Source organism: Puniceibacterium sp. IMCC21224 (assembly GCF_001038505.1).
Taxonomy (GTDB): Bacteria; Pseudomonadota; Alphaproteobacteria; order Rhodobacterales; family Rhodobacteraceae; genus Puniceibacterium.
Genome location: NZ_LDPY01000001.1, coordinates 1667076 through 1689621, shown reverse-complemented (window position 1 = coordinate 1689621; position 22546 = coordinate 1667076). Strand labels below are relative to the sequence as shown.

Annotated in this window: 22 protein-coding genes; 11 read left to right on the top strand and 11 right to left on the bottom strand. The window is 61.4% G+C overall.

Annotation, left to right across the window (positions count from 1 at the left end; genetic code table 11):
- Nucleotides 1–166 precede the first annotated feature (166 nt).
- The 8 genes from IMCC21224_RS07755 to IMCC21224_RS07720 all read left to right on the top strand — a co-directional run bounded on the left by IMCC21224_RS07755 (nt 167) and on the right by IMCC21224_RS07720 (nt 8713).
- Nucleotides 167–1666, top strand: a complete 1500-nt coding sequence (locus IMCC21224_RS07755; RefSeq protein ID WP_047994859.1) for an alkaline phosphatase — start codon at nt 167–169, stop codon at nt 1664–1666.
- Between the two features lie 115 nt (nt 1667–1781).
- Nucleotides 1782–2210, top strand: a complete 429-nt coding sequence (locus tag IMCC21224_RS07750; RefSeq protein ID WP_047994858.1) for a hypothetical protein — start codon at nt 1782–1784, stop codon at nt 2208–2210.
- A gap of 4 nt (nt 2211–2214) precedes the next feature.
- Nucleotides 2215–2901: an ABC transporter ATP-binding protein gene (locus IMCC21224_RS07745; protein WP_047994857.1), complete on the top strand. Its 687-nt coding sequence runs from the start codon at nt 2215–2217 to the stop codon at nt 2899–2901.
- Complete coding sequence (locus IMCC21224_RS07740; protein WP_231582034.1) at nt 2891–4246, top strand: FtsX-like permease family protein; 1356 nt, start codon at nt 2891–2893, stop codon at nt 4244–4246. Before IMCC21224_RS07745 ends, IMCC21224_RS07740 begins: the two co-directional genes overlap by 11 nt.
- A 143-nt stretch (nt 4247–4389) precedes the next feature.
- Nucleotides 4390–6621, top strand: coding sequence for a DEAD/DEAH box helicase (locus IMCC21224_RS07735; RefSeq protein WP_047994856.1), 2232 nt, complete (start codon nt 4390–4392; stop codon nt 6619–6621).
- Between the two features lie 182 nt (nt 6622–6803).
- Nucleotides 6804–7646: a winged helix-turn-helix domain-containing protein gene (locus IMCC21224_RS26425; RefSeq protein ID WP_053078920.1), complete on the top strand. Its 843-nt coding sequence runs from the start codon at nt 6804–6806 to the stop codon at nt 7644–7646.
- Between the two features lie 102 nt (nt 7647–7748).
- Nucleotides 7749–8303 (top strand): tetratricopeptide repeat protein, encoded by a 555-nt coding sequence (locus tag IMCC21224_RS07725; RefSeq protein WP_231582033.1) that lies wholly within the window; start codon nt 7749–7751, stop codon nt 8301–8303.
- 11 nt (nt 8304–8314) lie between these two features.
- Nucleotides 8315–8713 carry a hypothetical protein gene (locus IMCC21224_RS07720; RefSeq protein WP_197089183.1) on the top strand — a complete coding sequence of 133 codons (399 nt, stop codon included), beginning with the start codon at nt 8315–8317 and terminating at the stop codon, nt 8711–8713.
- A 313-nt stretch (nt 8714–9026) separates the two neighbouring features.
- On the opposite strand, the gene IMCC21224_RS07715 is transcribed toward IMCC21224_RS07720, so the two are convergent.
- A complete protein-coding gene (locus IMCC21224_RS07715; RefSeq protein WP_369796014.1) occupies nt 9027–9449 on the bottom strand; it encodes an NUDIX hydrolase in 423 nt (140 codons plus the stop codon).
- 140 nt (nt 9450–9589) lie between these two features.
- Nucleotides 9590–10249, bottom strand: a complete 660-nt coding sequence (gph, locus tag IMCC21224_RS07710; protein ID WP_047994854.1) for a phosphoglycolate phosphatase — start codon at nt 10247–10249, stop codon at nt 9590–9592.
- A 195-nt stretch (nt 10250–10444) separates the two neighbouring features.
- Here gph and IMCC21224_RS07705 point away from each other — a divergent pair, with 195 nt between their 5' ends.
- The gene (locus IMCC21224_RS07705; RefSeq protein ID WP_047994853.1) at nt 10445–11413 is read left to right on the top strand and encodes an acetamidase/formamidase family protein; all 969 of its coding nucleotides are present in this window, start codon (nt 10445–10447) and stop codon (nt 11411–11413) included.
- Nucleotides 11414–11437: 24 nt separating this feature from the next.
- On the opposite strand, the gene IMCC21224_RS07700 is transcribed toward IMCC21224_RS07705, so the two are convergent.
- The 6 genes from IMCC21224_RS07700 to IMCC21224_RS07675 form a co-directional block, all read right to left on the bottom strand.
- Entirely contained in the window at nt 11438–12181 is a 744-nt protein-coding gene (locus IMCC21224_RS07700) for an SDR family oxidoreductase (RefSeq protein WP_047994852.1), read from the bottom strand.
- Nucleotides 12182–12243: 62 nt separating this feature from the next.
- Nucleotides 12244–13164, bottom strand: a complete 921-nt coding sequence (locus IMCC21224_RS07695; protein WP_047994851.1) for a DMT family transporter — start codon at nt 13162–13164, stop codon at nt 12244–12246.
- 209 nt (nt 13165–13373) lie between these two features.
- Nucleotides 13374–14315, bottom strand: coding sequence for a phytanoyl-CoA dioxygenase family protein (locus tag IMCC21224_RS07690; RefSeq protein ID WP_047994850.1), 942 nt, complete (start codon nt 14313–14315; stop codon nt 13374–13376).
- A gap of 108 nt (nt 14316–14423) precedes the next feature.
- On the bottom strand, nt 14424–16019 hold the full coding sequence (locus IMCC21224_RS07685; RefSeq protein ID WP_047994849.1) for a TRAP transporter large permease subunit: 1596 nt from the start codon (nt 16017–16019) through the stop codon (nt 14424–14426).
- A 3-nt stretch (nt 16020–16022) separates the two neighbouring features.
- On the bottom strand, nt 16023–16832 hold the full coding sequence (locus IMCC21224_RS07680) for a TRAP transporter small permease subunit (protein WP_047994848.1): 810 nt from the start codon (nt 16830–16832) through the stop codon (nt 16023–16025).
- 104 nt (nt 16833–16936) lie between these two features.
- On the bottom strand, nt 16937–17950 hold the full coding sequence (locus IMCC21224_RS07675; protein WP_047994847.1) for a TRAP transporter substrate-binding protein: 1014 nt from the start codon (nt 17948–17950) through the stop codon (nt 16937–16939).
- A 194-nt stretch (nt 17951–18144) separates the two neighbouring features.
- On the opposite strand from IMCC21224_RS07675, the gene IMCC21224_RS07670 reads away from it, so the two are divergent.
- A complete protein-coding gene (locus IMCC21224_RS07670; RefSeq protein ID WP_047994846.1) occupies nt 18145–18828 on the top strand; it encodes a GntR family transcriptional regulator in 684 nt (227 codons plus the stop codon).
- 8 nt (nt 18829–18836) lie between these two features.
- Nucleotides 18837–19808, top strand: coding sequence for a LysR substrate-binding domain-containing protein (locus tag IMCC21224_RS07665; protein WP_047994845.1), 972 nt, complete (start codon nt 18837–18839; stop codon nt 19806–19808).
- Nucleotides 19809–19822: 14 nt separating this feature from the next.
- Here the strand turns inward: IMCC21224_RS07665 and IMCC21224_RS07660 are convergent, their stop codons facing one another.
- The 3 genes from IMCC21224_RS07660 to IMCC21224_RS07650 are packed head-to-tail and all read right to left on the bottom strand — an operon-like array spanning nt 19823 to nt 22474.
- Nucleotides 19823–20578 (bottom strand): SDR family NAD(P)-dependent oxidoreductase, encoded by a 756-nt coding sequence (locus tag IMCC21224_RS07660; RefSeq protein ID WP_047994844.1) that lies wholly within the window; start codon nt 20576–20578, stop codon nt 19823–19825.
- Nucleotides 20579–20588: 10 nt separating this feature from the next.
- Entirely contained in the window at nt 20589–21626 is a 1038-nt protein-coding gene (locus tag IMCC21224_RS07655) for a transketolase family protein (RefSeq protein WP_082135159.1), read from the bottom strand.
- A complete protein-coding gene (locus IMCC21224_RS07650) occupies nt 21623–22474 on the bottom strand; it encodes a transketolase (protein ID WP_047994843.1) in 852 nt (283 codons plus the stop codon). Before IMCC21224_RS07650 ends, IMCC21224_RS07655 begins: the two co-directional genes overlap by 4 nt.
- Between the last annotated feature and the right edge of the window lie 72 nt (nt 22475–22546).

The window sequence follows — 22546 nt, the reverse complement described above, 5'->3', positions numbered from 1 at the left end:
CTTTTGCAGTCCCACCGCCCACGCCAACGCCCTCAGGCGTACATAACGCGGGGTCGCCCCCGGAAAGCTCGGAAAAAGAACACCTCATCAACCTGTCACAAAAGCCAAATAAAACCGTCACAGACTCCGACTAACCCGGCCCCACCGAAGTTCTCAGGAGTCTTTTATGACACGCACCCTTCTTGCTGGCGTCGCCTTTGCCGCACTCGCCGCCCCCGCATTTGCCCAGACCATCGCACAGGCCGATGACCCCTGGTTCACAGCCGCCCAGGACACCATTGCCGCGCATATGGCCGCGATGCCCAACACGGGCCGCGCCAAGAACGTGATCCTGTTCACCGGCGACGGGAACGGCGTAGGCACCAACTACGCCATCCGTCTGTTTGAAGGTCAGCTGAACGGCGGCACCGGTGACGATTTCGTTCAGCCACACGAAGCTTTCCCGAACTCGGCTCTGGTGAAAACCTACACAACCAACGGCCAGACGCCTGACTCGGCCCCCACCGCATCCGCAATGAACACCGGCGTCAAATCCAAGAACACCATGATCAACGTCTCTGACGCTGTCGCTGTGAATGATTGCGCGGGCATGAAGGGTCACGAACTGACCACCTTTGCCGAGATCGTATCAGGCATGGGCAAATCGGTCGGCGTCATCTCGACCGCACGTCTGACACACGCCACCCCGGCGGCTGTCTACTCCAAGACCGTGAACCGCAACTGGGAAGACAACACTGCCGTCCCCGAAGATTGCACCAATCAGGAAGACATCGCAGCCCAGCTGATCGCCGCCATGAAGGCCGGCACGATCGACGTGGCCATGGGCGGCGGACGCCGTCACTTTATCGGCACAGACGTGACTGATGCCGAAGGCAAGACCGGCAAGCGCACAGATGGCCGTAACCTGGTCGAAGAAGCACAGGCCATGGGAGCCCAGTACGCCCAGACCGAAGAAGAGTTCTTGGCGCTGACCACCACAGGGTCCAACGCGCCGATCCTCGGCCTGTTTGAACCGTCGCACATGATGTACGAGCAGGACCGCACCGGCGAGCCGTCGCTCGCGGAAATGACCGAAGCAGCGATCAAGACGCTCTCATCCAACGAGAACGGTTTCTATATGTCTGTTGAGGCTGGCCGTATCGACCACGCCAACCATGATGGCAACCTGCACCGCACCCTGACGGACGGTGTCGCCTTCAACGCCGCCATCCGCAAGGCGATGGAGCTGACCAACCCCGAGGACACGCTGATCATCGTGACTGCGGACCATGAACATGCCATCGCGTTCAACGGCTATTGCGGACGCGGATCGCACATCACCGGCCTGTGCATGGACATCAACGATAACGGCATGATGAACACCGGTGAGCCGCTGCTTGGCGCCGATGGCAAGCCCTACACCGTGGCCGGCTACCTCAACGGCGTTGGTTCGGTTCTTAAGGAACAGGCCGACGGCACCTATTCCGGCGTTCGCCCCGACGTGACCGACGAAGAAGCAATGGATCCCGACTACATCCAGCAGGCGCTGATCCCCGCCTCGTCGGAAACCCACTCGGGTGAAGATGTTGCAATCTTTGCACAGGGCCCCTGGGCGCATCTCTTTAACGGTGTGATCGAGCAGAACGTGATCTTCCACGTGATGCGTCAGGCCGTCACCGTCGAATAATCCCGGCTTGAACGATATCAGACCGGGCCACCCTCTTGGCCCGGTTTTGCGTTTTTCCGCTACACTGTCTGCAAGACGTCCACCCCCGCCATACCCCCCCGAAGGGAGAGCACAGATGCACCGACGCACCCTTTTGACCGCGCTTGCCGCAACCCTCGCGACCCCATACCGCGGACATGCCGCGCAAGAAGGTCCGATCAGGATGCGTGACCTCTACAACAAGGATCTGAGCTTTTCCGACGTGGCGCTGGCCTACAAGGATGGGCGCATTACGGTCTCGGGCTTCATGGCGCCGCCGCTCAAGGCGGAATCCGATTTCTTTGTGCTGACCAAGCGCCCGATGGCTGTCTGCCCGTTCTGCGAACCCGGCACCACATGGCCGCGCGACATCCTTGCGATCTATGCCCGCCGCATAGTGCAGGTGATCCCGTTCAACGTGCCGGTCCATGTAACTGGCACGCTAGATCTGGGGGACTACACCGACCCCGAGCTTGGTTTTTATTCAAAGGTGCGTATCACCAATGCAACCTTCTCACGGGCCTGAGCCGATGACGTCGTTGACTTTGACCTTGCACGACATCCATGTCACCGCCCCGTCTGGTCGCATTTTGCTGGATCTGCCGCAGTTTTCCCTTCCCGCGGGTCAGAGCCTGGCCATTCGTGGCCCGTCAGGGGCAGGCAAATCCACGCTGTTACATGTGTTGGCAGGGCTTTTGCCGGTCGCGCGGGGCCAGATCCTATGGGGCGATACCGATCTGGCGTGCCTGTCCGACGCCAAAGCGGGCGATTTTCGCCGCCGCCATATCGGTCAGATCTTTCAGGATTTCCTGTTGTTTGACGAACTTCCTGCGCTTGAGAATGCCGCTGTCGCGCGGCTGTTTGCCCCCCGAGCCGAGCGCGCGGAAATTCTGGATCGCGCGGCATCGGCACTGGCCGCGCTTGGACTGGATCCAAAGGACCAGCGCCGCGCCGCGACCTATTCCGGCGGCGAACGACAGCGCATTGCCGTGGCCCGCGCGCTGGCACAGAACCCCGCAGTGCTGCTCGCGGACGAACCCACCGCCAGCCTTGACCGCGCCAATGCCGACCGGCTGACGGACGATCTGCTGGATGCGGCGCGGCGTACTGGCCTTGGCCTGATCTGCGTGACCCATGACGACACTTTGGCCTGGCGGCTTGGCCAGACCCTGACGCTAAGCGATGGCACCGCGGAGGCCCCCAAACATGCTGCCTGACATTCTGACCAATCTCTGGGTCGCATTGCCTAACACGCTTCAGGATACTGCGATACTGGTCGCCCTCCTGCTCCCCACCGTGGTGATCGCACTATGGGTGTCACGCGGCCTCGCCCCCGGCGCGCTTACCACATCCATGCTGCGCCGCTTTGCGCCGGTCAATCTGGTGTTTATCGGGCTGGTGGCGCTTTCGGTGGCGCTGGGGGTGGGGCTGACCGCACAAGAGCGCGCCTTGCGACAAGGCAGCGCCCGCGCCGCAGACAAATTCGATCTGATCGTCACCGCGCCCGGGTCCGAGATCACATCGCTGCTGACCGCTGTCTACCTTCAGCCCAACGACCTGCCGCTGCTGAGTGGCGCGCAATATGCCGAGATCGAACAAGCTGATGGTGTCAGCTTTGCCGCGCCGCTGGCCTTTGGCGACAACTGGCAGGGCCATCCGGTTGTCGGCACGACCGCTGATTTTGTCACCCACCTGTCCGACGACCGGATTGCAGGCCGAATGTTCAGTGCCCATGAAGAGGCAGTCGCTGGGGCCTTTGCCCCTGTCGAGATCGGGGATGAGGTTGTGCCAAGCCATGGCGCGGTCGAGATCGAAGCCGAGGTTCACGACGACGAAGATGGCCACGACGATCACGAGCATCACGATATTCACTACAAGGTGGTCGGAAAGCTGCCCCCCACCGGCAGCCCGTGGGATCGCGCGATCCTTGTCCCGGTCGAAATCGTATGGGAACTGCATGGACTGGCCAATGGTCACAACGCCGCGACAGCCGAACAGATCGGCCCGCCCTTTACGCCTGACCTTTTCCCCGGCACCCCCGCCGTCCTGATCAAGCCCGAACAGATCTATCAAAGCTACGCCCTGCGCACTCAATTTTCGCGCGCGGACATGATGGCCTTCTTTCCCGGCGCGGTGCTGAGCCAGTTGCACGGGCTGGCGGCGGATGTGCGCGCGGCGATGTCGTTGCTGACAATTGTCAGCCAGATCCTTGTCGCCGTGGCTATTCTGGCCGGGCTGATGATGATCGCCCGACTGTTTGCCCGCAACCTTGCCGTGCTGCGCGCGCTTGGCGCGGCGCCTCGGTTCCTGCTGGCCGTGGTCTGGAGCTACGCCGCCACCCTGCTGACGATTGGTACCGTTCTGGGCCTTGGCCTTGGGATCGGTGCGGCCGCGATGCTATCGCGGATATTGACCGCACGCACCTCGATCCAGATCAGCGCCGCGCCGGGCTGGACCGAACTGCATCTGGCGGCGGGGTTTCTGACGCTGGCACTGCTCTGCGCCCTGCTGCCTGCACTGCTGGCGATGCGCCGCTCACCGCTGCGCGACCTGCGCAGCTGAGCCGCGCGCCCCAACGTCACGGGGCCGGAACCGGCGCGGATTGCACGATGCAGCAATCGCCCCTATACAATGGGGGCAATCCGCATTAGGGACCGACGCTTGGCCGAGCCGCCCGGCCTCGGATGCTATCAGGACACTGCCACATGATCCAGACTCTCGCCGATGCGCTAGCCGAAAAAGGCTACGAAACTCTCACTCCGGTGCAAGAGGCCGTGACCGATCCCGCGCTTGCGGGCCGCGACATGCTGGTGTCGGCCCAGACCGGATCGGGTAAAACGGTGGGTTTTGGCCTCGCCATTGCCGATACGCTGCTGGACGAAGATGGCCGCATGGGCCGCGCAGCCACGCCGCTGGCGCTGATTGTGGCACCGACCCGCGAACTGGCGTTTCAGGTGCAGCGCGAAATCACCTGGCTTTACGCCAAAACCGGTGCACAGGTCGCGACCTGTGTCGGCGGCATGGACATGCGCACCGAGAAACGCACGCTGGAGCGCGGCGCGCATATTGTTGTCGGCACACCCGGTCGTCTGCGCGACCACATCCAGCGTAACTCGCTCGATCTGTCGGGTATTCGCGCCATCGTGCTGGACGAAGCGGACGAGATGCTCGACCTTGGCTTTCGCGAAGATCTAGAGTTTATGCTGGGCGAATCCCCGGATGACCGCCGCACACTGATGTTCTCGGCCACCGTGCCGCCGATGATCGCCACGCTGGCAAAACAATATCAGCGCGACGCCGCCCGCGTAAACACTGCCGCCGGCACCCGACAGCACGCGGATATCGAATATCAGGCGCTCAACGTATCGCAACACGATGCCGAACATGCCGTCATTAACCTGCTGCTGTTCCATGACGCCCAGAACGCGCTGGTCTTTGCCAACACCCGCGCCATGGTCGCCCGCCTTACCGCCCGTCTGACCAACCGCGGCTTTGCCACCGTGTCGCTGTCCGGCGAGCTGTCGCAATCCGAACGCACCCACGCATTGCAAGCCATGCGCGATGGTCGCGCCCGTGTCTGCGTCGCGACGGATGTGGCGGCGCGCGGCATCGACCTGCCCAATCTTGAGCTGGTGATTCACGCTGAACTGCCGTCGAATTCGGAAACGCTGTTGCACCGCTCAGGCCGCACCGGTCGCGCGGGCCGCAAGGGGATTTCCGCCCTGATCGTTGCACCCAAGGTGCGTTCCAAGGCACAGCGCCTGCTGAAATTCGCCAAGCTGACGGCCGAGTGGACCGTGCCCCCGTCGGCCGATGACATCGTCGCGCGCGAAGAAGAGCGTCTGCTGACCGACCCGGCCTGGACCGAAGCCGCCAACGAAAACCAAGAGGCCTTTGCCACCAAGCTAAGCGAGACGTTTACGCCAATGCAGCTGGCCACCGCCTATCTGCGGCTGCATCAGTCGCGCCGCTCTGCACCCGAAGATCTGTCGCCCCCCGACTCCAAACCTGCCCGCGCCGAACGCGCGCCGCGCGAATTCGGCCCGTCAGTCTGGTTCACCGTCTCGGTTGGCCGCAATGAGCGGGCCGAAGCGCGCTGGCTGCTGCCATTGCTGTGCCGCGCGGGTGATGTGGACAAGAACAGCCTTGGCGCGATCCGGGTGCAGGAAACCGAGAGCTTTGTTGAACTTGCTGCCGCCGATGCCGACCGCTTTGTCGCCGCTATCGGTGACGCGGGCGAGCTTGAGGGCGGGGTCACCATCACCCGGCTTGCCACACCGCCCACGCTTTCGGCTCCGCCCCGTCGTGACTCTGGTCCCCGAGATTCTGGTCCCCGCGAACGTCGCGCTCCGCGCTCGGCCCCGGCTTCAGGCCCCAAGCCCGCCTATGAACGCAGCACCCCGCGGTCTTACGCCGATACGGCGTCCGAGCCCAAGCATCCGCCAGAAGAAGCGCACAAAGAAATTCACAAGCCGCGTGCGCCGCGCAGCGATGATGCCAGAGGTCCAGCCCGCAGCAGCGACAAACCCCACGGCAAATCCTATGGCAAGCCGGATGGAAAACCCGGTGGCAAGTCGTTTGGAAAACCCGGCGGGAAACCGTATGGCAAGTCCGAGGACCGCCCCCACGGCAAACCGTTTGGCAAATCTGATGGCAAGCCCGGCGGCAAACCATATGGAAAATCCACCGACGGGGGCGCAGGCAAATCATATGCCCGCGCCGATGGCCCCGCCAAAGCCCCGGAGCCCAAAGCGACTGACACGTCGAAACGCTTTGTGCCCCCCGGCGCCAAGGGTAAACCCAGCGGCAAGAGCAGCTTTAAACCGGGCGCGAAACCTGGCGGTGGCAAGCCCTTTGGCAAACCGGGTGCGAAGTCTACGGGCAAACCCGCAGGAAAGCCGGGCGGCAACGATGTCCCCAGACGCCCCAAGGGCTGATCAGCGCCGCCACTGAACCAGACCAGACATTGTGATTGAGGGCGCGGCGGCAACGCCGCGCCGTTTCAGTTTCACCCGGTCGCCCCCTATTCCCTGACGGACCCATCGCCTGGCGCCGCCGGGCGTGCAGTACCGACCAACGCCCAATTGCCACGCCACGTGGCCTTGCGCATTGATGTCACATGCTGCGCCGCGCTCTGATCATATCTGCCCTGATGCTGCCGCTGTCTGGCGGTACAATCGACACGCCGGATGACTATCTTGATCGTCTGGTGACACCTTGGATGTCGCTTGATCCCAGCGCGCTGAGATTTGCGATCTGGGCCGAACCGATCATCAAGACAATGGTGATCTGGGACAGCCGCGGCACTCGTGTCTTTCCCCCCGCCAACACCATTCCCCATGTGTCCGAAGAGCACATCCTGTCAGACATCGAACGCCTGAACGCACTCAGAGCCACGTCGACGACGCCAGTGTGGGATATCGCGTCGAAAGGCGCAGAGCGCTACTATCAATGCACGCCACTGCGCTGTTTGGATATCAGTGGCCCCGACCTGGCCACGGCGCTCGGGCGTGTGGCAGACGATCACCGTTTCCTGATTGAGGGCGATACCAACCACACGCCGCTGATCCTGCTTGTTGGCGGTGTGTTGCTCTGCGCCCTCGCTGGGATCGCAGTGATGGCCCGACCGGCACGTTCGGCGCATGGTACGCCCCCCGACCCAGACAGTTTTGGCTTTGGTCACACAACCATCAACCCGCGTCAGATGACGGTCGACTGCGACGGGACACTCAGCGATCTGACCCTGCGCGATCTCAAGTTGATCGAGATTTTCCGCCGCCGATCGGGTGACGTTTGTTCCAAAGATGACCTGTATGACACCGGCTGGGGCCAGACATTTCACGCCAACAGCCGCGCATTGGAGCAGCACATCCTGACCCTGCGCCGCAAACTGGACCCGGACCGCCGTCATCCCGGTGTGATCGAGACAGTGCATGGGCGCGGATACCGCTATACCGGCTGAACTTGCAGAATTCTTGCAATTCTCTTGCAACCGGCTGACCCATCTACCGGCGGCGCAGGTCAATCTGTCCCCACGCCCAGAACCAGCAACCAAGAGGAGGACATGATGCTGAAACACCTGACATTTACAGTGGCCCTGTGTGCCGCGACCGTCGCCCAGTCGGACACCGTAGCCGACGATTTAGGCACGCTGAACCCCGAAGAACTGTCGTTGAACGGGTTGCTCGACCGGTTGTCGCATGACCAAGCGCATCCGATGGAATACGCCCTGGGTTACGGCGCGGCCAAGGCCGGTCTGCATGCCGAAGCGCGCCGCATCTTCGAAGGCGCAGCCGCGCGACTAAACAGTGCGCAGGCCATGACATGGCTGGCCTGGATGGACGACAACGGCCTGGCCGGGCCGGAAAACCCAAAGGCAGCGGCGGAATGGGACCGGCGGGCAGCGGCACTTGGCAGCGAGGTTGGTATGTTCAACTACGGGCTGGATCTTTTGCGCGGTCGCGGGGTGGCGCAGGATGACGCGCAGGGACGGCAGATGATCGAACGTGCAGCAAATCTGGGCGATACCTCGGCGCGGCATCTGATTGAAAACCAGTATGACCTCGATTCCGTGACCCCAGATGCCGACGCGTGGAAATACGCGCCGAAGCTGTTCTGAAGGGGGCCGAGATGAACATGATCGGCCTTTGGTCCGCGCATTCCAGCAGCTATATTCTGGTGTTAACCGCAATCACGTTTTTCGCCTTCAGCCTGCCAATCTTTCTGCGACCGGGGATGTGGGCAAAACTGCTGCTTTGGCGCATCCCTGACGACACCGATCTGGCGTGGTACTTTGCTCGCTGCCTTGGCGCCTTTGCCATTGTCACCAATCTGTTTTTCCTGCGCGCCGGGATTTACGGCACCGGGGCCACCACCATGCTAGAGTTTTTTGCGGTTTTTTGCGTGTTTATGGTCGTGGTCCATATCTGGGGCTGGGCAGAAGGCACGCAACCTATGACAGAAACCCTGGAAATCGGGTTCTGGGCCGGACTGTTTGTGCTGACGCTGCTCTTTATGCCGATGCGTTAGCAGGCCCGCCCGCACCGGGGGCAAGTGATCGCTTGCTCCCCGGCGGGCGGCGCCATACTTAGCGGAGCGGATACATCCACACACAGTAATCGTCGATCAGATTGCGCGCTGGTTCAATGTCGACACGCGCCTGCAGCCCATCAGCACCACCGCAGCCAAACGCCTGGTATCTATCTTGGGTAGGCATTGCAAAACTCACCCACCGCCGCGCAAGCGCTGTTTCCGATGACCTCGCAATTCGAGATGGCAGGCAATCCGTCCACTGAATCGCCATGACCATGTGGCCAGCGGTCTGCGGGTCGACTGATCGCCGTCACGACGCGCGGAGCAATTCCTGGATCACCGGTTGCTTGCGCGGCTTTTTGGAAAGGCTTTTCAATAGCTTCGACAGGTCTTCTTCGTCCACTTTACGCGCGGCGGATTTCGGACTGAACCAACGCCGAGTGCGTTCGTGCCGTTCCTTCCAATGCTTCAAAAGCTTTTCCACGATCATCGGATAAACCCGCACCCGGCACGGTATGATCCCGCCGCCATCCAGGATCTTGGGGTAACGATAGGTGCCGATTTCCTCACGCGCGATATAGCCCTTGGCCCCCGCTTCCTCCAATGCCTCAATCTCGGCGGCGGCCCAAGGTTTGTGACCGTCCATGGTCCACCCCTTGGGCATGACCCAACGGCCTGTATCACGTGAGGTTACAAGTAAAATTTTGAGATTGCCCGACTTGTCCCATCGCATGGGCAAAGCCGCGATCTGTTCGCCTGTTTCTGACATCGGCCACCGTTAAATATTCTTTTTGACTGCTCCAATGCATAATACCTATTTGTGGCCGAATTGCAACGGTTGCGACGTTGGTGTGACGTTTGCGGCCGATCCGGTCAAATCTTAGGGTTGAGTTCCGGCAACTTCCCCAGATCTTCAATCCGGGCCAGCCGGAAATTCGGCTTGAATCCTGCGATCTCGCCCGGCTGATATCCCCCCTCGAAAAAGGCAAAAAGCACACCCGCGCGCCGCGCTGTCAGGTAGTCGGTTTCGCTGTCCCCAACATATAGCGTTTCGGGCAGTTTGCCGCCCAGCGCCGTGATGACATGCCACAGCGGATCGGGATCGGGCTTGCGCACCGTCAGCGTGTCCCCACCGACGATGACATCAAAATACTGTGTCAGGTTCAGTGCGTCACACAGCGCCCGCGCCGGCCCCTCGGGTTTGTTGGTACACAGTCCCAGCGTCAGCCCCCGATCCCGCAAGGTCGCCAGCATCACCTCGGCGCCCGGATAGGGCCGGGTCAGCGTGGTCAGGTCGCGGGCGTAATGCGCCTCAAATATCGCCAGCGCAGCGTCCGGGTCGGTATCCAGACCGACATGGGTCAGACAGCGCCGCACCAACACGGCAACACCGCGCCCGATGAACGAAATCACGGTTTCCATATCCAGCGGTGCGGCCCCCAGATCAGCGAGCATCCGGTTCGCGGCGGCCTGCAGGTCCGGTGCGCTGTGAACCAGCGTCCCGTCCAGATCAAAGACAACTGTACGCAGCATCGACATCTCCTGTTTCTGTGACACGACGGGCGCGCTCTGCCAGCACCGGGTCGCAGGATCGGCTAACAGCCACCGGCGCCGTGAACAACAGCCCTAACGTCGCAGTTTACGCAGCATCCAGTCTGACAGAACGCTGGCATCCGCAGCGTCAGCCGCCTAACGTTTGCAGCAACGAACGCCACTGCGGAGGACACCATGGCCGAACATCAACTCGACGCCGGACCGGACACGGTACATTGGGGTTGGTTCGAGGCCGGGATGCCCCCGATCCTGACCATCGACAGCGGCGATACCGTCGTGATCTCGTCCTTGTCGGGTGGCCCGCTCAACCTGCCGCCAGAGGGATTCACCGTACCGCCCGAACTGCTCGCGATTCATCAGTCCGCCCCGCGCCGACTGCCGGGGCATATGCTGACTGGTCCGGTGCATGTGCGCGGGGCGCAGCCGGGTGACGTGCTGGAAATCCGCATTCAGGATATTCGCCCCCGGCTGGATTGGGGCTATACCTTTATGCGGCCACTGGCGGGCGGTCTGCCGGATGATTTTGACACCGGAATGCAGATTCACACCGCGCTGGACCTCGCGCGCGGTACTGCGCGACTGCCCTGGGGCACCGAGCTGACGTTATGCCCGTTCTTTGGCGTGATGGGCGTAGCCCCACCGGCGGGATGGGGGGCGATTTCTTCGATTCAGCCGCGCGCGCATGGCGGCAATCTAGACAACAAAGAACTGGTTGCCGGATCGACCCTTTACCTGCCGGTCCATACCGAAGGGGCGTTGTTTTCCTGCGGTGACGGCCATGGCTTGCAGGGGGATGGCGAAGTTTGTGTCACGGCCATTGAAACCGCGCTGATCGGGCGCTTTGAATTCCATCTGCACAAGGGGCGGAGCTGGACCTATCCCCGCGCCGAAACCCCGACACATCTGATCACGATGGGCATGGATGCCGATCTGGACAACGCCGCGCGGGATGCGCTCCGGCGGATGATCGACTGGGTGGAAACCCGCTGCACCCTGTCACGCGCCGAGATTTACATGCTGCTCAGCCTGACCGGCGATCTGCGGATCACCCAGATCGTGAACGAGCAAAAGGGCAGTCACATGATGCTCGACAAACAGATCCTGTCGACGCTGCCCGGGGCCACGGATGGAACCACAGCCTGACAGGTCGGACCCGCGCCGCGGCCCCTAGCTGGACCAGCCGCCGTCGATCACATGCGCCTGCCCGGTTGTGAACCCGCTTTCGTCGGCCGAAAGATAGACCACCAGCGCCGCAACTTCCTCGGCTTTGGCGACGCGGCCCATGGGTTGACGTGATACGAATTGCTGCATCGCCGCGTCGTAGGATCCGATCTGTTCACCCAGCGCCTTGACCCGGTCATGCCAGCTTGGGCTTTCGACGGTACCGGGGCAGATGCAGTTGCAGCGGATTCCCTTGGCGACATAGTCGATCGCCACGGATTTCGTCATCCCGATCACCGCCGCTTTGGTCGTGCCATAGATAAACCGGTTTGGCGCCCCGACGATGCTTGAGCAGACCGACGACATGTTGACGATTGACCCCGATCCCCGATCAACCATACCCGGCAGGGCGGCGCGGATGGTGCGGAACATTGACCGCACGTTTAGGTCAAAGGCAAAGTCCCAATCGTCGTCCGTCGCCTCCTGGATTGTGCCGTTGTGGACAAATCCGGCGCAGTTGAACACCACGTCCGGTTGGGCACGGGCCATGCCTAAGTTCACACTATCGGTGTCGCGGGCGTCCAGCACAAAGGTCTCGATCCCGTCCGCGATCAGATCGTCCAGCGCCGCCGCGTTGATATCGGTAGCAAAAACCTGCGCCCCCTCAGACGCCATCGCCAGCGCGCTGGCCCGCCCGATCCCCTGTCCCGCTGCCGTCACCAACGCCCGTTTGCCTGTCAGTCGTCCCAAAGCCTCACTCCCCCCATTGATGCGTTCCGAACTTATCCTGCGAATTCGTCGCTGATCGTGCCCTAGACCGGCGGGCCTTTCGGCTCTTTCGCCGCGGCAATCCCGAGGTATCGTTCGCGATGCCAGATATAAATCCCGGCGGCGATGATGATCAGCCCGCCGCCCAATGTCCAGATTGTCGGCCAGGTGTCGAACACCAGAATGCCCGCCGCCGCCGCCAGAAAGATCTGGATGTAGACCACCGGCGCCAGGATGGACGCATCCGCCATCCGATGCGCCGCAGTGGCCAGAATATGCCCGGTGCCGCCAAACACCCCGATCAGAAGCAAAAACGCCCAACTGGCCGCCGTGTCCGGCCAAACCCAAATCGGAATAGCCAGCGGAGACAGGCAGATCGTCGCAAGCCCCGACGCCCAGAGTTGGCTGGTGGCGTTGCTGTCCACACCAGCCAGCATCCGCGTCATGATAAAATACATCGACGCCACACACAGCGCCCCGAGATTAAAGAACATCGCCGGATGAAACCCCGCCCCCCATGGCTGCATCACAAAGAGCACGCCCAGAAAGCCGACGCAGACCGCGACGAGCCGATGGAGTCCGACCTTTTCCCCCAAAATCGGAATCGCCAGCAGCGTCACGACAATGGGCCCGGCGAACATGATTGTGGTTGTGACAGTAATCGGCAGATACCGCAGCGCGAGGAAATTCAGCAAGGTGCTGCCAAACAGAAAGAACGACCGCAGCACCTGTTTGAATGGCGCGTTTGAGCGCCATGCTGTGCGCCCCTCGCGCGGCAGGAAAATCGCCGCAGACATCAGGAAATGCATCAGATAGCGGGCAAAAACCACCTGCATCACCGGAATGCCAGCGGTCACCAGCCATTTGGCCGATGTGTCGATCATGGTAAAGAACACCACCCCACCGGCCATTGCCGCCAGGCCCATGACGATGCGCTCTTCTTTTGGGGCTACGATATGGGACATTGTCCGCCTGTAGTTTGTGGGGCCGGGTTGTTCGGCCTTATGCCACCATGGGCGGCATGAGCCCTGTCTGCACGGTTTTCAGCCCCGCATTCAAGGCGGAAATTGCCTGCATACCATTCAGGCATCGAGCGGCAGGAACCTTTGCGCACCTGAAACGGTGACGCGACGGATACCTCATCCGCCCGCGTTACATGTGCAGATTGCCACCATCACGCGCAAGCCGGTGCATCAGAGGACCAGCGGTGTATCGGGATATGAGTTCGGCTGGCCAGATCGGCGCGCGTCTGTTCCCACATCCGGTGCCATTCCCGCCAGTCACGCAATTCGGTTTCCGGCGCCGTGGCCGAACGTGCGATAAATTCCGGAAAATGGCTACGGCCGGTCGGTTGCCCGCTGACGTTATAGCGGATGTCGAACGACCAGCGAAACTGATCCGAACTATTGTCGCGCGATGCGTGCGGCGTCAGCGGATGAAATATTACCGCCCCCCCGGCCTTGACCGGCAGCGGCGTCGCCGTACTCAGGTCAAGGCAGCCGTCGGCAATCGCGGTCTGCCGCTTGGGGCAGTGCGGATACATCTGCGGCCGTCCGGGGATCACCTGCAAGCAGCCATTGTCCAGCGTCGCATCCGATATTGCCAGCCAGACCGTCACCATTTGCGTATTGTCACCTTCTGCCAAGGCCACAGCGCGATCCTGATGCCAGTCGGTGGCCATGATATGCGCCCGCGCTTCTTCTCCGCGCAGCGTGATCGCCGGCGGTTTCAGCCGAACATGCTGGATCGGATTTGACGTAATCTCGGGTCCGATCAGATCCTGGACCAGATCCAGCAGGCTGGAATCTGTCACCATGTCGAACACCGCTGGACTGATGTGAAACGGACAGTCAGCGGCAATTTCATCCCCCGGCAGGGAAATATCCATCGGCTGGAACCAGTCACAGCCCGCACGGTAGCTGACCAACAGCTTTTCATAGAAATCACCGTCGCACGCGGGCACACGCCCCTCGGCCTGCCACCCGGCATAAAGCCGATCCAGAAGCGCGGAATATTCGCCCTTGATCTGCGCCAGACGATCCGCCGCCAGCACATCCGGCACCACCAGATAGCCCTGGGTTTCAAACTGCGTGCGTTGATCCTGCGACAGCTTCATATGCGTACACTCCCAATTTTGATCAAATCCAACGGCGCGCCGCCATCGGGGCCGGGCATGTCGTCCGTCCAGTTAGTCCGACGCCCTGCCGCCCTGCGTCACTCACCCTCACAAGAACAGGGTAACGATAGGCGGCCAAATCAACAGCACCGACAGCGCCAACAGCTGCAATGCGATGAATGGCAGAAAGCCGCGAAAGATATCGGTCAGCGAAATATCGGGCGGCGCGACCGATTTCAGATAGAACGCAGCTGGCCCGAATGGTGGAGACAAAAAACTGACCTGCATGTTCATACAGAACACCACGCCGAACCAGATCGGCACATAGCGCGCATCGACATGGCCGAGGAATCCAATCTCTTCGGCTGGCAGGCGCACGACGATGGGCAGGAACACCGGCATGATCAGCAGCACGATGCCGACCCAGTCCATGAACATCCCCATGATCAGGAACACCAGCATCATTACCAGGATGATCCCCATGGTCGGCAGTTCCGCCCCCACGATCAGCTTGGCGACATAAGTCGGCCCGCCGACCAGCGTATACGCCGCCGCCAGCGCCGCCGCCCCGATCGTGACCCAGATGATGGTTCCGGTTGATCGCAGCGTGCGGATCAGGCTGTCCCAGACAATGTCGAATGTCATCTCGCGCCGCAGCATCCCGATGACAAAGACCGCCACCACGCCCATACCGGCGGCTTCGGTGATGCCGGTGATGCCGCCATAGATCGAACCCAGAACGACACCGATCACAACCGTTGGCGCAATCAACCCTTTGCCCATTTCCCAGCCTTTGGCAGTGCGGGCGCGCCCGACGACGACAAAGATCAGCAGCAACGCCAGCACAAAGGTGCCGATGATCCACGGAATATCGCTGACCATGCCCAACGGAATTGGGTCCTCGCCCTCACGCACCACGTTCTCACCAGTGGCGGTAAAGAACAGCGCGCGCGCCAGCAGAACTCCTGCGATCCACAGGGTAAAGCGTGATAGGAAGCCAAGAAACATCAGCCCCTTGTCGCGGCCCTCCGGCTCTCCGGGTTGGGCGGGCGGCAGCGGAGCGAGCGACGGGTTCATCTGCGTGCGCACCACGATGTAGATCAGAAAGAACGACGCCAGCATAAAGCCCGGCAGAAAGGACGCCGTGAACAACGCCTTGATCGAGGTTTCCGTCACCAGCCCGTAAAAGATCAGCACAATCGACGGCGGGATCATCGTGCCCAGCGACCCAGAGGCGCAGATCGTCCCGATCGCCAGATTGCGGTCATACCCCAGCCGCAGCATCTGCGGCAGCGCGATCAGTCCCAGCAGCACCACCTCTCCGCCGATGATGCCGGACATTGCCGCCATGATCACCGCCATGATCGAGGTCACAAACGCGATACCACCACGCATCCGGCTCATCCAGACGTTCAGCGACGAATACATGTCGCGCGCGATCCCAGATCGTTCGAGCAACGCGGCCATAAAGATAAACAGCGGCACCGAGATCAGCACATAATTTGTCATCTGCCGATAGACCGCCTGACCCAGCACCGACAGCGGCCCGCGACCGAAATCGCCGAACAACAGGCCAGGGTCGAATTTCATCATCAGCGTGACCACAGCCAGAAACGCCGAGGCAAATCCCAGCGGCATCCCGATTGCCAACAAGGCAAACATCGCGGCCAGCAGGATCAGACTAAGTGTGCCGATATCGACCATGACTCACTTCTCCTCAAGCGTGCGGCGGATGTTCTCGATTTCGATTTCGTCGATCTCGTCTGCGGGCGTATGGCTTTCGGGGGCCTTGTTCCAATCGGCGAACAGATTGGACACGGCCTGAATACAGACCAGCACGATGATGATCAGCAGCGCCGGTTTCACGATGCCCGGAATCGGCGGATCCCAGGCGGTGCCGAATGTCTCCATCCGCATCCAGCGGTTCATCGCATCTGTGTACCCGCCCCAGACCAACGCAAAGGTGAAAAACACGATCAGCAGGACAGACACCGCATCCGACACCTTCTGCCCCCAGCGCGGCATCATGTCGTAAATAATGTAGATCCGGATATGGCTGCGCTGCTGCATGGCGTAAAGCCCGGCAAACAGGAACACAAAAGCCGCAATCCAGAGTGACATCTCATTGGCCCAGAGGGTGGGTTTGGAAAAGACGTAGCGCGACACCACCTCGTAAAACATCACGATCACGATAAAGGCAGTCAAAATCATCGCCAGCCGCCCGATCACCACCGACACCAGATCAAAGAAACCGTCAGGCGGCGTCTCGATCACCCCCTTGGTGTCGGACAGGAACAGCGAGGCAAACAACAGCGCTCCGCTCAGACTGAACAGCATAAGTTGCGCCAGCGGCCGTCCCGCCGGGCGGATCATCTCGAACATGCCATAAGGTTCTGCACTGAAGATGGCCTGCGCGACCAACCACAGATAAATGACAACGGTCAGGCCAATAAAGCCGATCATCGCCATTTTGATCGGGCCGCGCATGCGTCCCAGCCACAAGGAATTGGTTTGCATGTCAGGCCTCCTCCGCCCGCGCTGGTCGCGCGCCGCTGATGGGGCGGGCCCCGCTAAGGGGGCCCGCCTGATGTGATCAAACGTTCAATTTGGAACGTCGTCGATCAATTCAGCAGGCCAAGCTGACCCAGATAGGTCTTGTGGCTTTCCAGCAGGGCCGCGGCCTCGGGGCTGCGTGTGCCCCAGTCTTCCCACGCGACCTGGGCGCCTTTGCGGAAGGCGGCGCGATCCTCGGCAGACCAGTTATACAGCTTCACACCGTCTTCGCGCAGCGCTGCTGCAGCTTCGGCATTGGCCTTTTCATTGGACAGCGCCACCTGGAACGACAGTTTCTGCCACGCGGTGTCGATGATCCGGCGCTGACCTTCGGTCAGACCTTCCCAGACGCTTTGGTTGCAGGCCAGATGGTCGGACGGCATCGAATGAAAGCCGGGATAGGTGGCATGTTTGACGATATCATAGATGCCCAAACCGACATTGTTGGCCAGACCGGACGCGTCAGCCCCGTCGATGATGCCGGTTTCCAGCGCGGTAAAAATCTCGGTAAAGTCCATTACGATGGGCGACGCACCCAGTTCCTGGAAAATCTCGGTCTCCATCCCCGGAGGCGAGCGGAACTTCCAACCGTCGAGATCGGCAAAACCGGCCAGCGGCTTGGACGAAGACAGCGATTCCTGACCGTAGATCGACCAGCCGATCAGCTGCATACCCTGCGCATTGTAGAGTTCCTGCGCCGCGTCATAGCCGCCACCGTAATAGAGCCAGCTGTACTGCTGCCAAGGCGTGTCATAACCGCCCATGATATCCCCAACGAACTGAAAGGCGGCGTTCTTACCAGTCTGGTAGGCGCCACCCGTAGCGTCGCAGTCCAGAATACCGTTGATTGCAGCGTCGAATGTCTCGGTCGTGGCGACGACGGACGACGAATAGAACATCTCGACCGCGATAGCTCCGTCCGACATTGTCTGCACGTCGTCGATCCACTGAGCAAGCAACTGGCCGGTCGGGTGTTCGGTGGCATAGTGCGTTTGGATTCGCAGTGTAACGTCCTGCGCCAGCGCCGGTCCGGCAATAGCCGCAACGGCTACGGCAGACGTCAAAAGTGCCTTTAGTTTCATAGGTTAACTCCTCCCTTGACGGTATCGTGACCGCCTTTTTTTGATGTCCACGCCACCTCCTCTGGCGTTCACACAGATGGTATACCATCTCAAAAGACGATAGCGACTCGATTCTCGACAATCAATGAATTTCGGTATACCAAATTCCCGCAGCCACGGATGTCTCGGGGCAAATCAGGGGCGGACCCCATCGAATGACTGAAAAGATCCTTGCCGAACAGATTGCGTCCCAGTTGCGCCGTGACATCCTGCGCGGCAAACTACCTCCGGGTGCCTCGGTCAAGGAACGCGACAACGCCGCAGAATTGGGCGTCAGCCGCACCCCCCTGCGCGAGGCAATCCGCATCCTGTCCAAAGAGGGCCTGATCGAACTGCGCCCGGCAAGAAGCCCAATCGTTTCAATGCCTTCCCTCAGGCAAATCTCAGATGATGTCGAGGTGCTTTTGGCGGTCGAAAAGCTGTCTGGTGAACTTGCCTGTATTCGCGCCACCGACGCCGAGATTGAGGCAATCCTCGCAATTGTCGAAGACATGTCGGAACGGTTCGAAACCGCCGATCCACTTGATCTGTTTGAAACCGACATGAGCTTTCACAGCGCCATCGCTGTCGCCTCGCACAACGCGCCGCTGGCTGAAATCCACAAGACCTTTTTGGCCCGACTCTGGCGTGCGCGGTTCCTGTCCGCTGTCAAACGCCGCAATCGCGAGCGGGTCATCGACCACCACTCGATGATTGCCCAGGCCCTCAGGGCACGCAATCCCCTCGCGCTACGGGATTCGTTGGGTGTGCATCTGGACCGGCTGGCTCAGGACATTCTCGAGGTGATCTCGCTGGAAATCGCGTCAGCCTCCGGGTCGGACGACGACAGCCCGACCTAGCCCCCGGTATGGCGCGCGCCCCGAATCTGAACGCACTGCCCTATTTCGAGGCCGTCGCCCGGCGCGGCAGCCTGTCCCGCGCAGCCGAGGAATTGGCCGTGTCACCTTCGGCCGTCAGCCAACAGATCAAGCTGCTGGAGCAACAACTGGGAGTCCGCTTGTTTCGCCGCAGCGGTCGCGCGCTGAACCTGACGCTGGAGGGCGAGTTGCTGGCCCAGACGGCGGGCACCGCTCTGCGGATGCTGACGGATGCACAGGCCAACCTTGGTCAGACCCGCACCGCACGGCGGCTTAATCTGCGGGTGTCGCCCAGTTTCGGGGTGCGCTGGCTCGGGCCGCGGTTGTCGGAATTTCTGACGCAGCACCCGGATTGGGATCTGCGGGTGGACGCCGCCCCCGACCCTACCGACTTTGATCGCGAGATCATGGATCTGGACGTGCGCTATGGCACCGGTCAATGGTCAGGACTGTATTCGCAACCTTTGGTCGCGGATCATGTGCTGCCATTGGCCAGTCCCGACTACCTGGCAGGTTTGCGCCGCGATGATCCGCTGGCAGGGGCGCGGCTTATCGACAGCGCGCGAGCACTATGCCAATGGGATTATTGGTTTTGGCACAATGGAATAGCGTCCCGTGCCAATAAAAAGACGATCCTGATGGACAGATCGTCGATGGCCTTGCAACTGGCGCTGGATGGTGCTGGCGTGGTTCTTGAATCGCTGGCACTGGCCAGTGCGGAACTGGCCAGTGGCGATCTGGTGCCGGTCACTCCAGCCCATCCTGTGCTGCGGTTCCCGGCCTACTGGGCGCTCTGTCCCGCTCGGTTTGTCAAACGTCGCCCCGTGCGGTTGTTTCTGGACTGGGCCAAAGATCAGGCCGCGCTGCACGAGGCCGAAGTCGCACGGTTGCTGGATCTGCACGGGCTTTGCGTCAGCGACATCGACCCCGAGACCCAGCTTTATCGGCGCCCGGACCACTGACCGCGTTGAATCTGTTAGTGGATAAGCGAGCCGCCGTTGACGTCGACCTCGGCCCCCGTGACATATGCCGACAGGTCCGACGCCAGGAACAGGCAGCACCCCGCCACGTCCAACGCAGTCCCCGCCCGCCCCATGGGAATGCCCGCAAGAACCTGCGCGCGCATCTCATCAGTCAGCTTGCCTGCGGTGATATCGGTGGCGATAAAGCCCGGACAAATCGCATTTGAGCGCACACCATCGGGTGCCAGTTCGCGGGCCATCGCCTTGGTCAGGCCAAGGATGCCTGCCTTGGCCGCCGAATAATGCGGCCCGCCAAAGATGCCGCCGCCCCGCTGCGCCGAGACCGAGGACATATTCACGATCGCCCCTTGCCCGCGCCCTCGCATATGCGGGATCACGGCCTGACTCATGTAAAGTGTGCCGCGCAGATTCACGTCCATCACCGCATCATAGTTCGTGGGCGCAATCTCCATGACCTTCAGCGGCTGGGTGATGCCTGCGTTGTTCACCAGAATGTCAATCTGACCCAGCGTCTGGACCAGATCGGCGGTGACAGCATCACAGGCCGCCTTGTCCGTGACGTCACACACGCCCGAGGTGTGCCCCGTTCCCGGCAGATCTGCCGCCGCCTCTGCCGCCTCGTCGGGGTCAAGGTCCAGAATTGCCACCCGCGCGCCATGCTGCGCGAACAGCATCGCCGTTGCCTTGCCCAATCCGCGCGGGCTGGCCGCGCCGGTGATGATTGCCGTCTTGCCTCTCAGCAGTTCCATGTCCGTTCCCTCAGAGCCAGGATTTCACCGATGCGGTGACCGCATCGACAGAGATTCCGTATTGATCGTGCAGGGTCGGCAGGGCGCCAGCGTCCAGAAACGCATCCGGCAGGCCAATCTGGCGGAACGGCACATGCACACCTGCACGCATCAAAGTCGCCGCGACCGCTTCGCCCAGACCGCCGGTGACTGAGTGGTTTTCCGACGCCACAACCAGCCTGCCACCTTTGGACGCTTCGGCCACAATCGTCTCCACATCCAGCGGCTTGATCGTCGGCACGTGCAGCACAGCGCAATCGACGCCATCCCTTTGCAACCGGGCCGCCGCGTCCAGCACCCGCATCGTCATGAACCCGCTGGACACAAACAGCACATCCCGCCCATCGCGCAGAATTTGCGCACGACCCAGCTTGAACTGATAGCCGTATTCGCCCAACACGTTTGGCACCTGCCCGCGCAACAGGCGCATGTAAACCGGGCTGGGATGATCGGCGATGGCACGGGTGGCCTGATCAATCTCGGTCGCATCGCAGGGGTCGATGATTGTCAGGTTCGGCATCCCGCGCATGATCGCCAGATCCTCGGTCGCCTGATGACTGGGGCCATAACCCGTAGTCAGCCCCGGTAAGGCGCAAACGATCTTGACCGGCAGATTTTCCTCAGCAATGGCCATGATGATGAAATCATACGCCCGGCGCGCGGCAAAGACCGCATAGGTGGTGGCAAAGGGCGTGAACCCTTCGCGCGCCAGACCGGCGGCCGCCGAAATCATCACCGCCTCGGCCATGCCCATCTGGTAGAACCGGTCCGGGTACGCTTTGGCAAAGATATGCAGGTCGGTGTATTTCGACAGATCCGCCGTCAACCCGACGATATCGTCGCGGGTTTTCGCCAGATCGACCAGCGCATGACCAAAGGGGGCCGCAACGGTGTCGCGCCCTTCGGAATCCAACGACGCGATCATCGCCGAGGTGGCCAGCCGTTCACCTTTGGGCGCGCGGCGTGGTGTATATTTCGACGCGCGGCGGGACAAATGTTGATGGTTCATTGCGGCTTCTTCTCTTCTAAAATACGCAATGCACTTGCCCATTCCTCGGGCTCGACCCGTACAAAATGCGTGATCTCGCGATCTTCCAAAAATGGGATGCCGTTGCACATCTTGGTGTTGCAGATGATCACGCGCGGCTGAGCGGCGTCATGATTGCGGGCGGCATCAAAGGCCGCGACCACCGCCGTCATATCGTTGCCATCGACCTCTTGCGCGAACCAGCCAAACGCTTGCCAGCGCCCCGCCTCAGGCACCTGCGCCAGCGCGTCGCGGGTCGGCCCGTCGGCCTGTTGGTTGTTGAAATCGACGATGGCAATCAGGTTGTCCAGTTTCCACTGCACGGCTGACATCACCGCCTCCCATGTCGATCCCTCGCCCAATTCGCCGTCCGACAACAGGTTGTAGACAAAGGCTGCGTTGTTCTTGCGTTTCAGTCCCAGCGCCATACCGACCGCGATCCCCAGCCCGTGGCCCAACGAGCCGCCGGTGATCTCCATCCCCGGCGTATAGGCCGCCATGCCGGACATCGGCATCCGGCTGTCATCCATGCCATAGGTCGGGATCTCGTCCTCGGGCAGGATCCCTGCCTCGATCATCGCAGCATACAGCGCAATCGCGTAATGCCCGATGGACAGCAGGAACCGATCGCGCCCCTCCCATTCCGGATCGGCGGCGCGGTAGGTCAGCGCGTGAAAATACGACACCGCCAGCACGTCCGCGACACCCAGCGCCTGACCGATATAGCCCTGGCCCTGCACCTCGCCCATTCGCAGCGCGTTGCGCCGGATCGCCCAGGCGCGCCGCTCAAGGCTGACATTTGATCCGCCCCTGACTGTTGTGCTGTCCATGGCTCCCCCTCCGAAACTCTGCGGTCAGAACAGCATTCCCGGACGGTCAGTTCAATCAACTATTCTTAACCA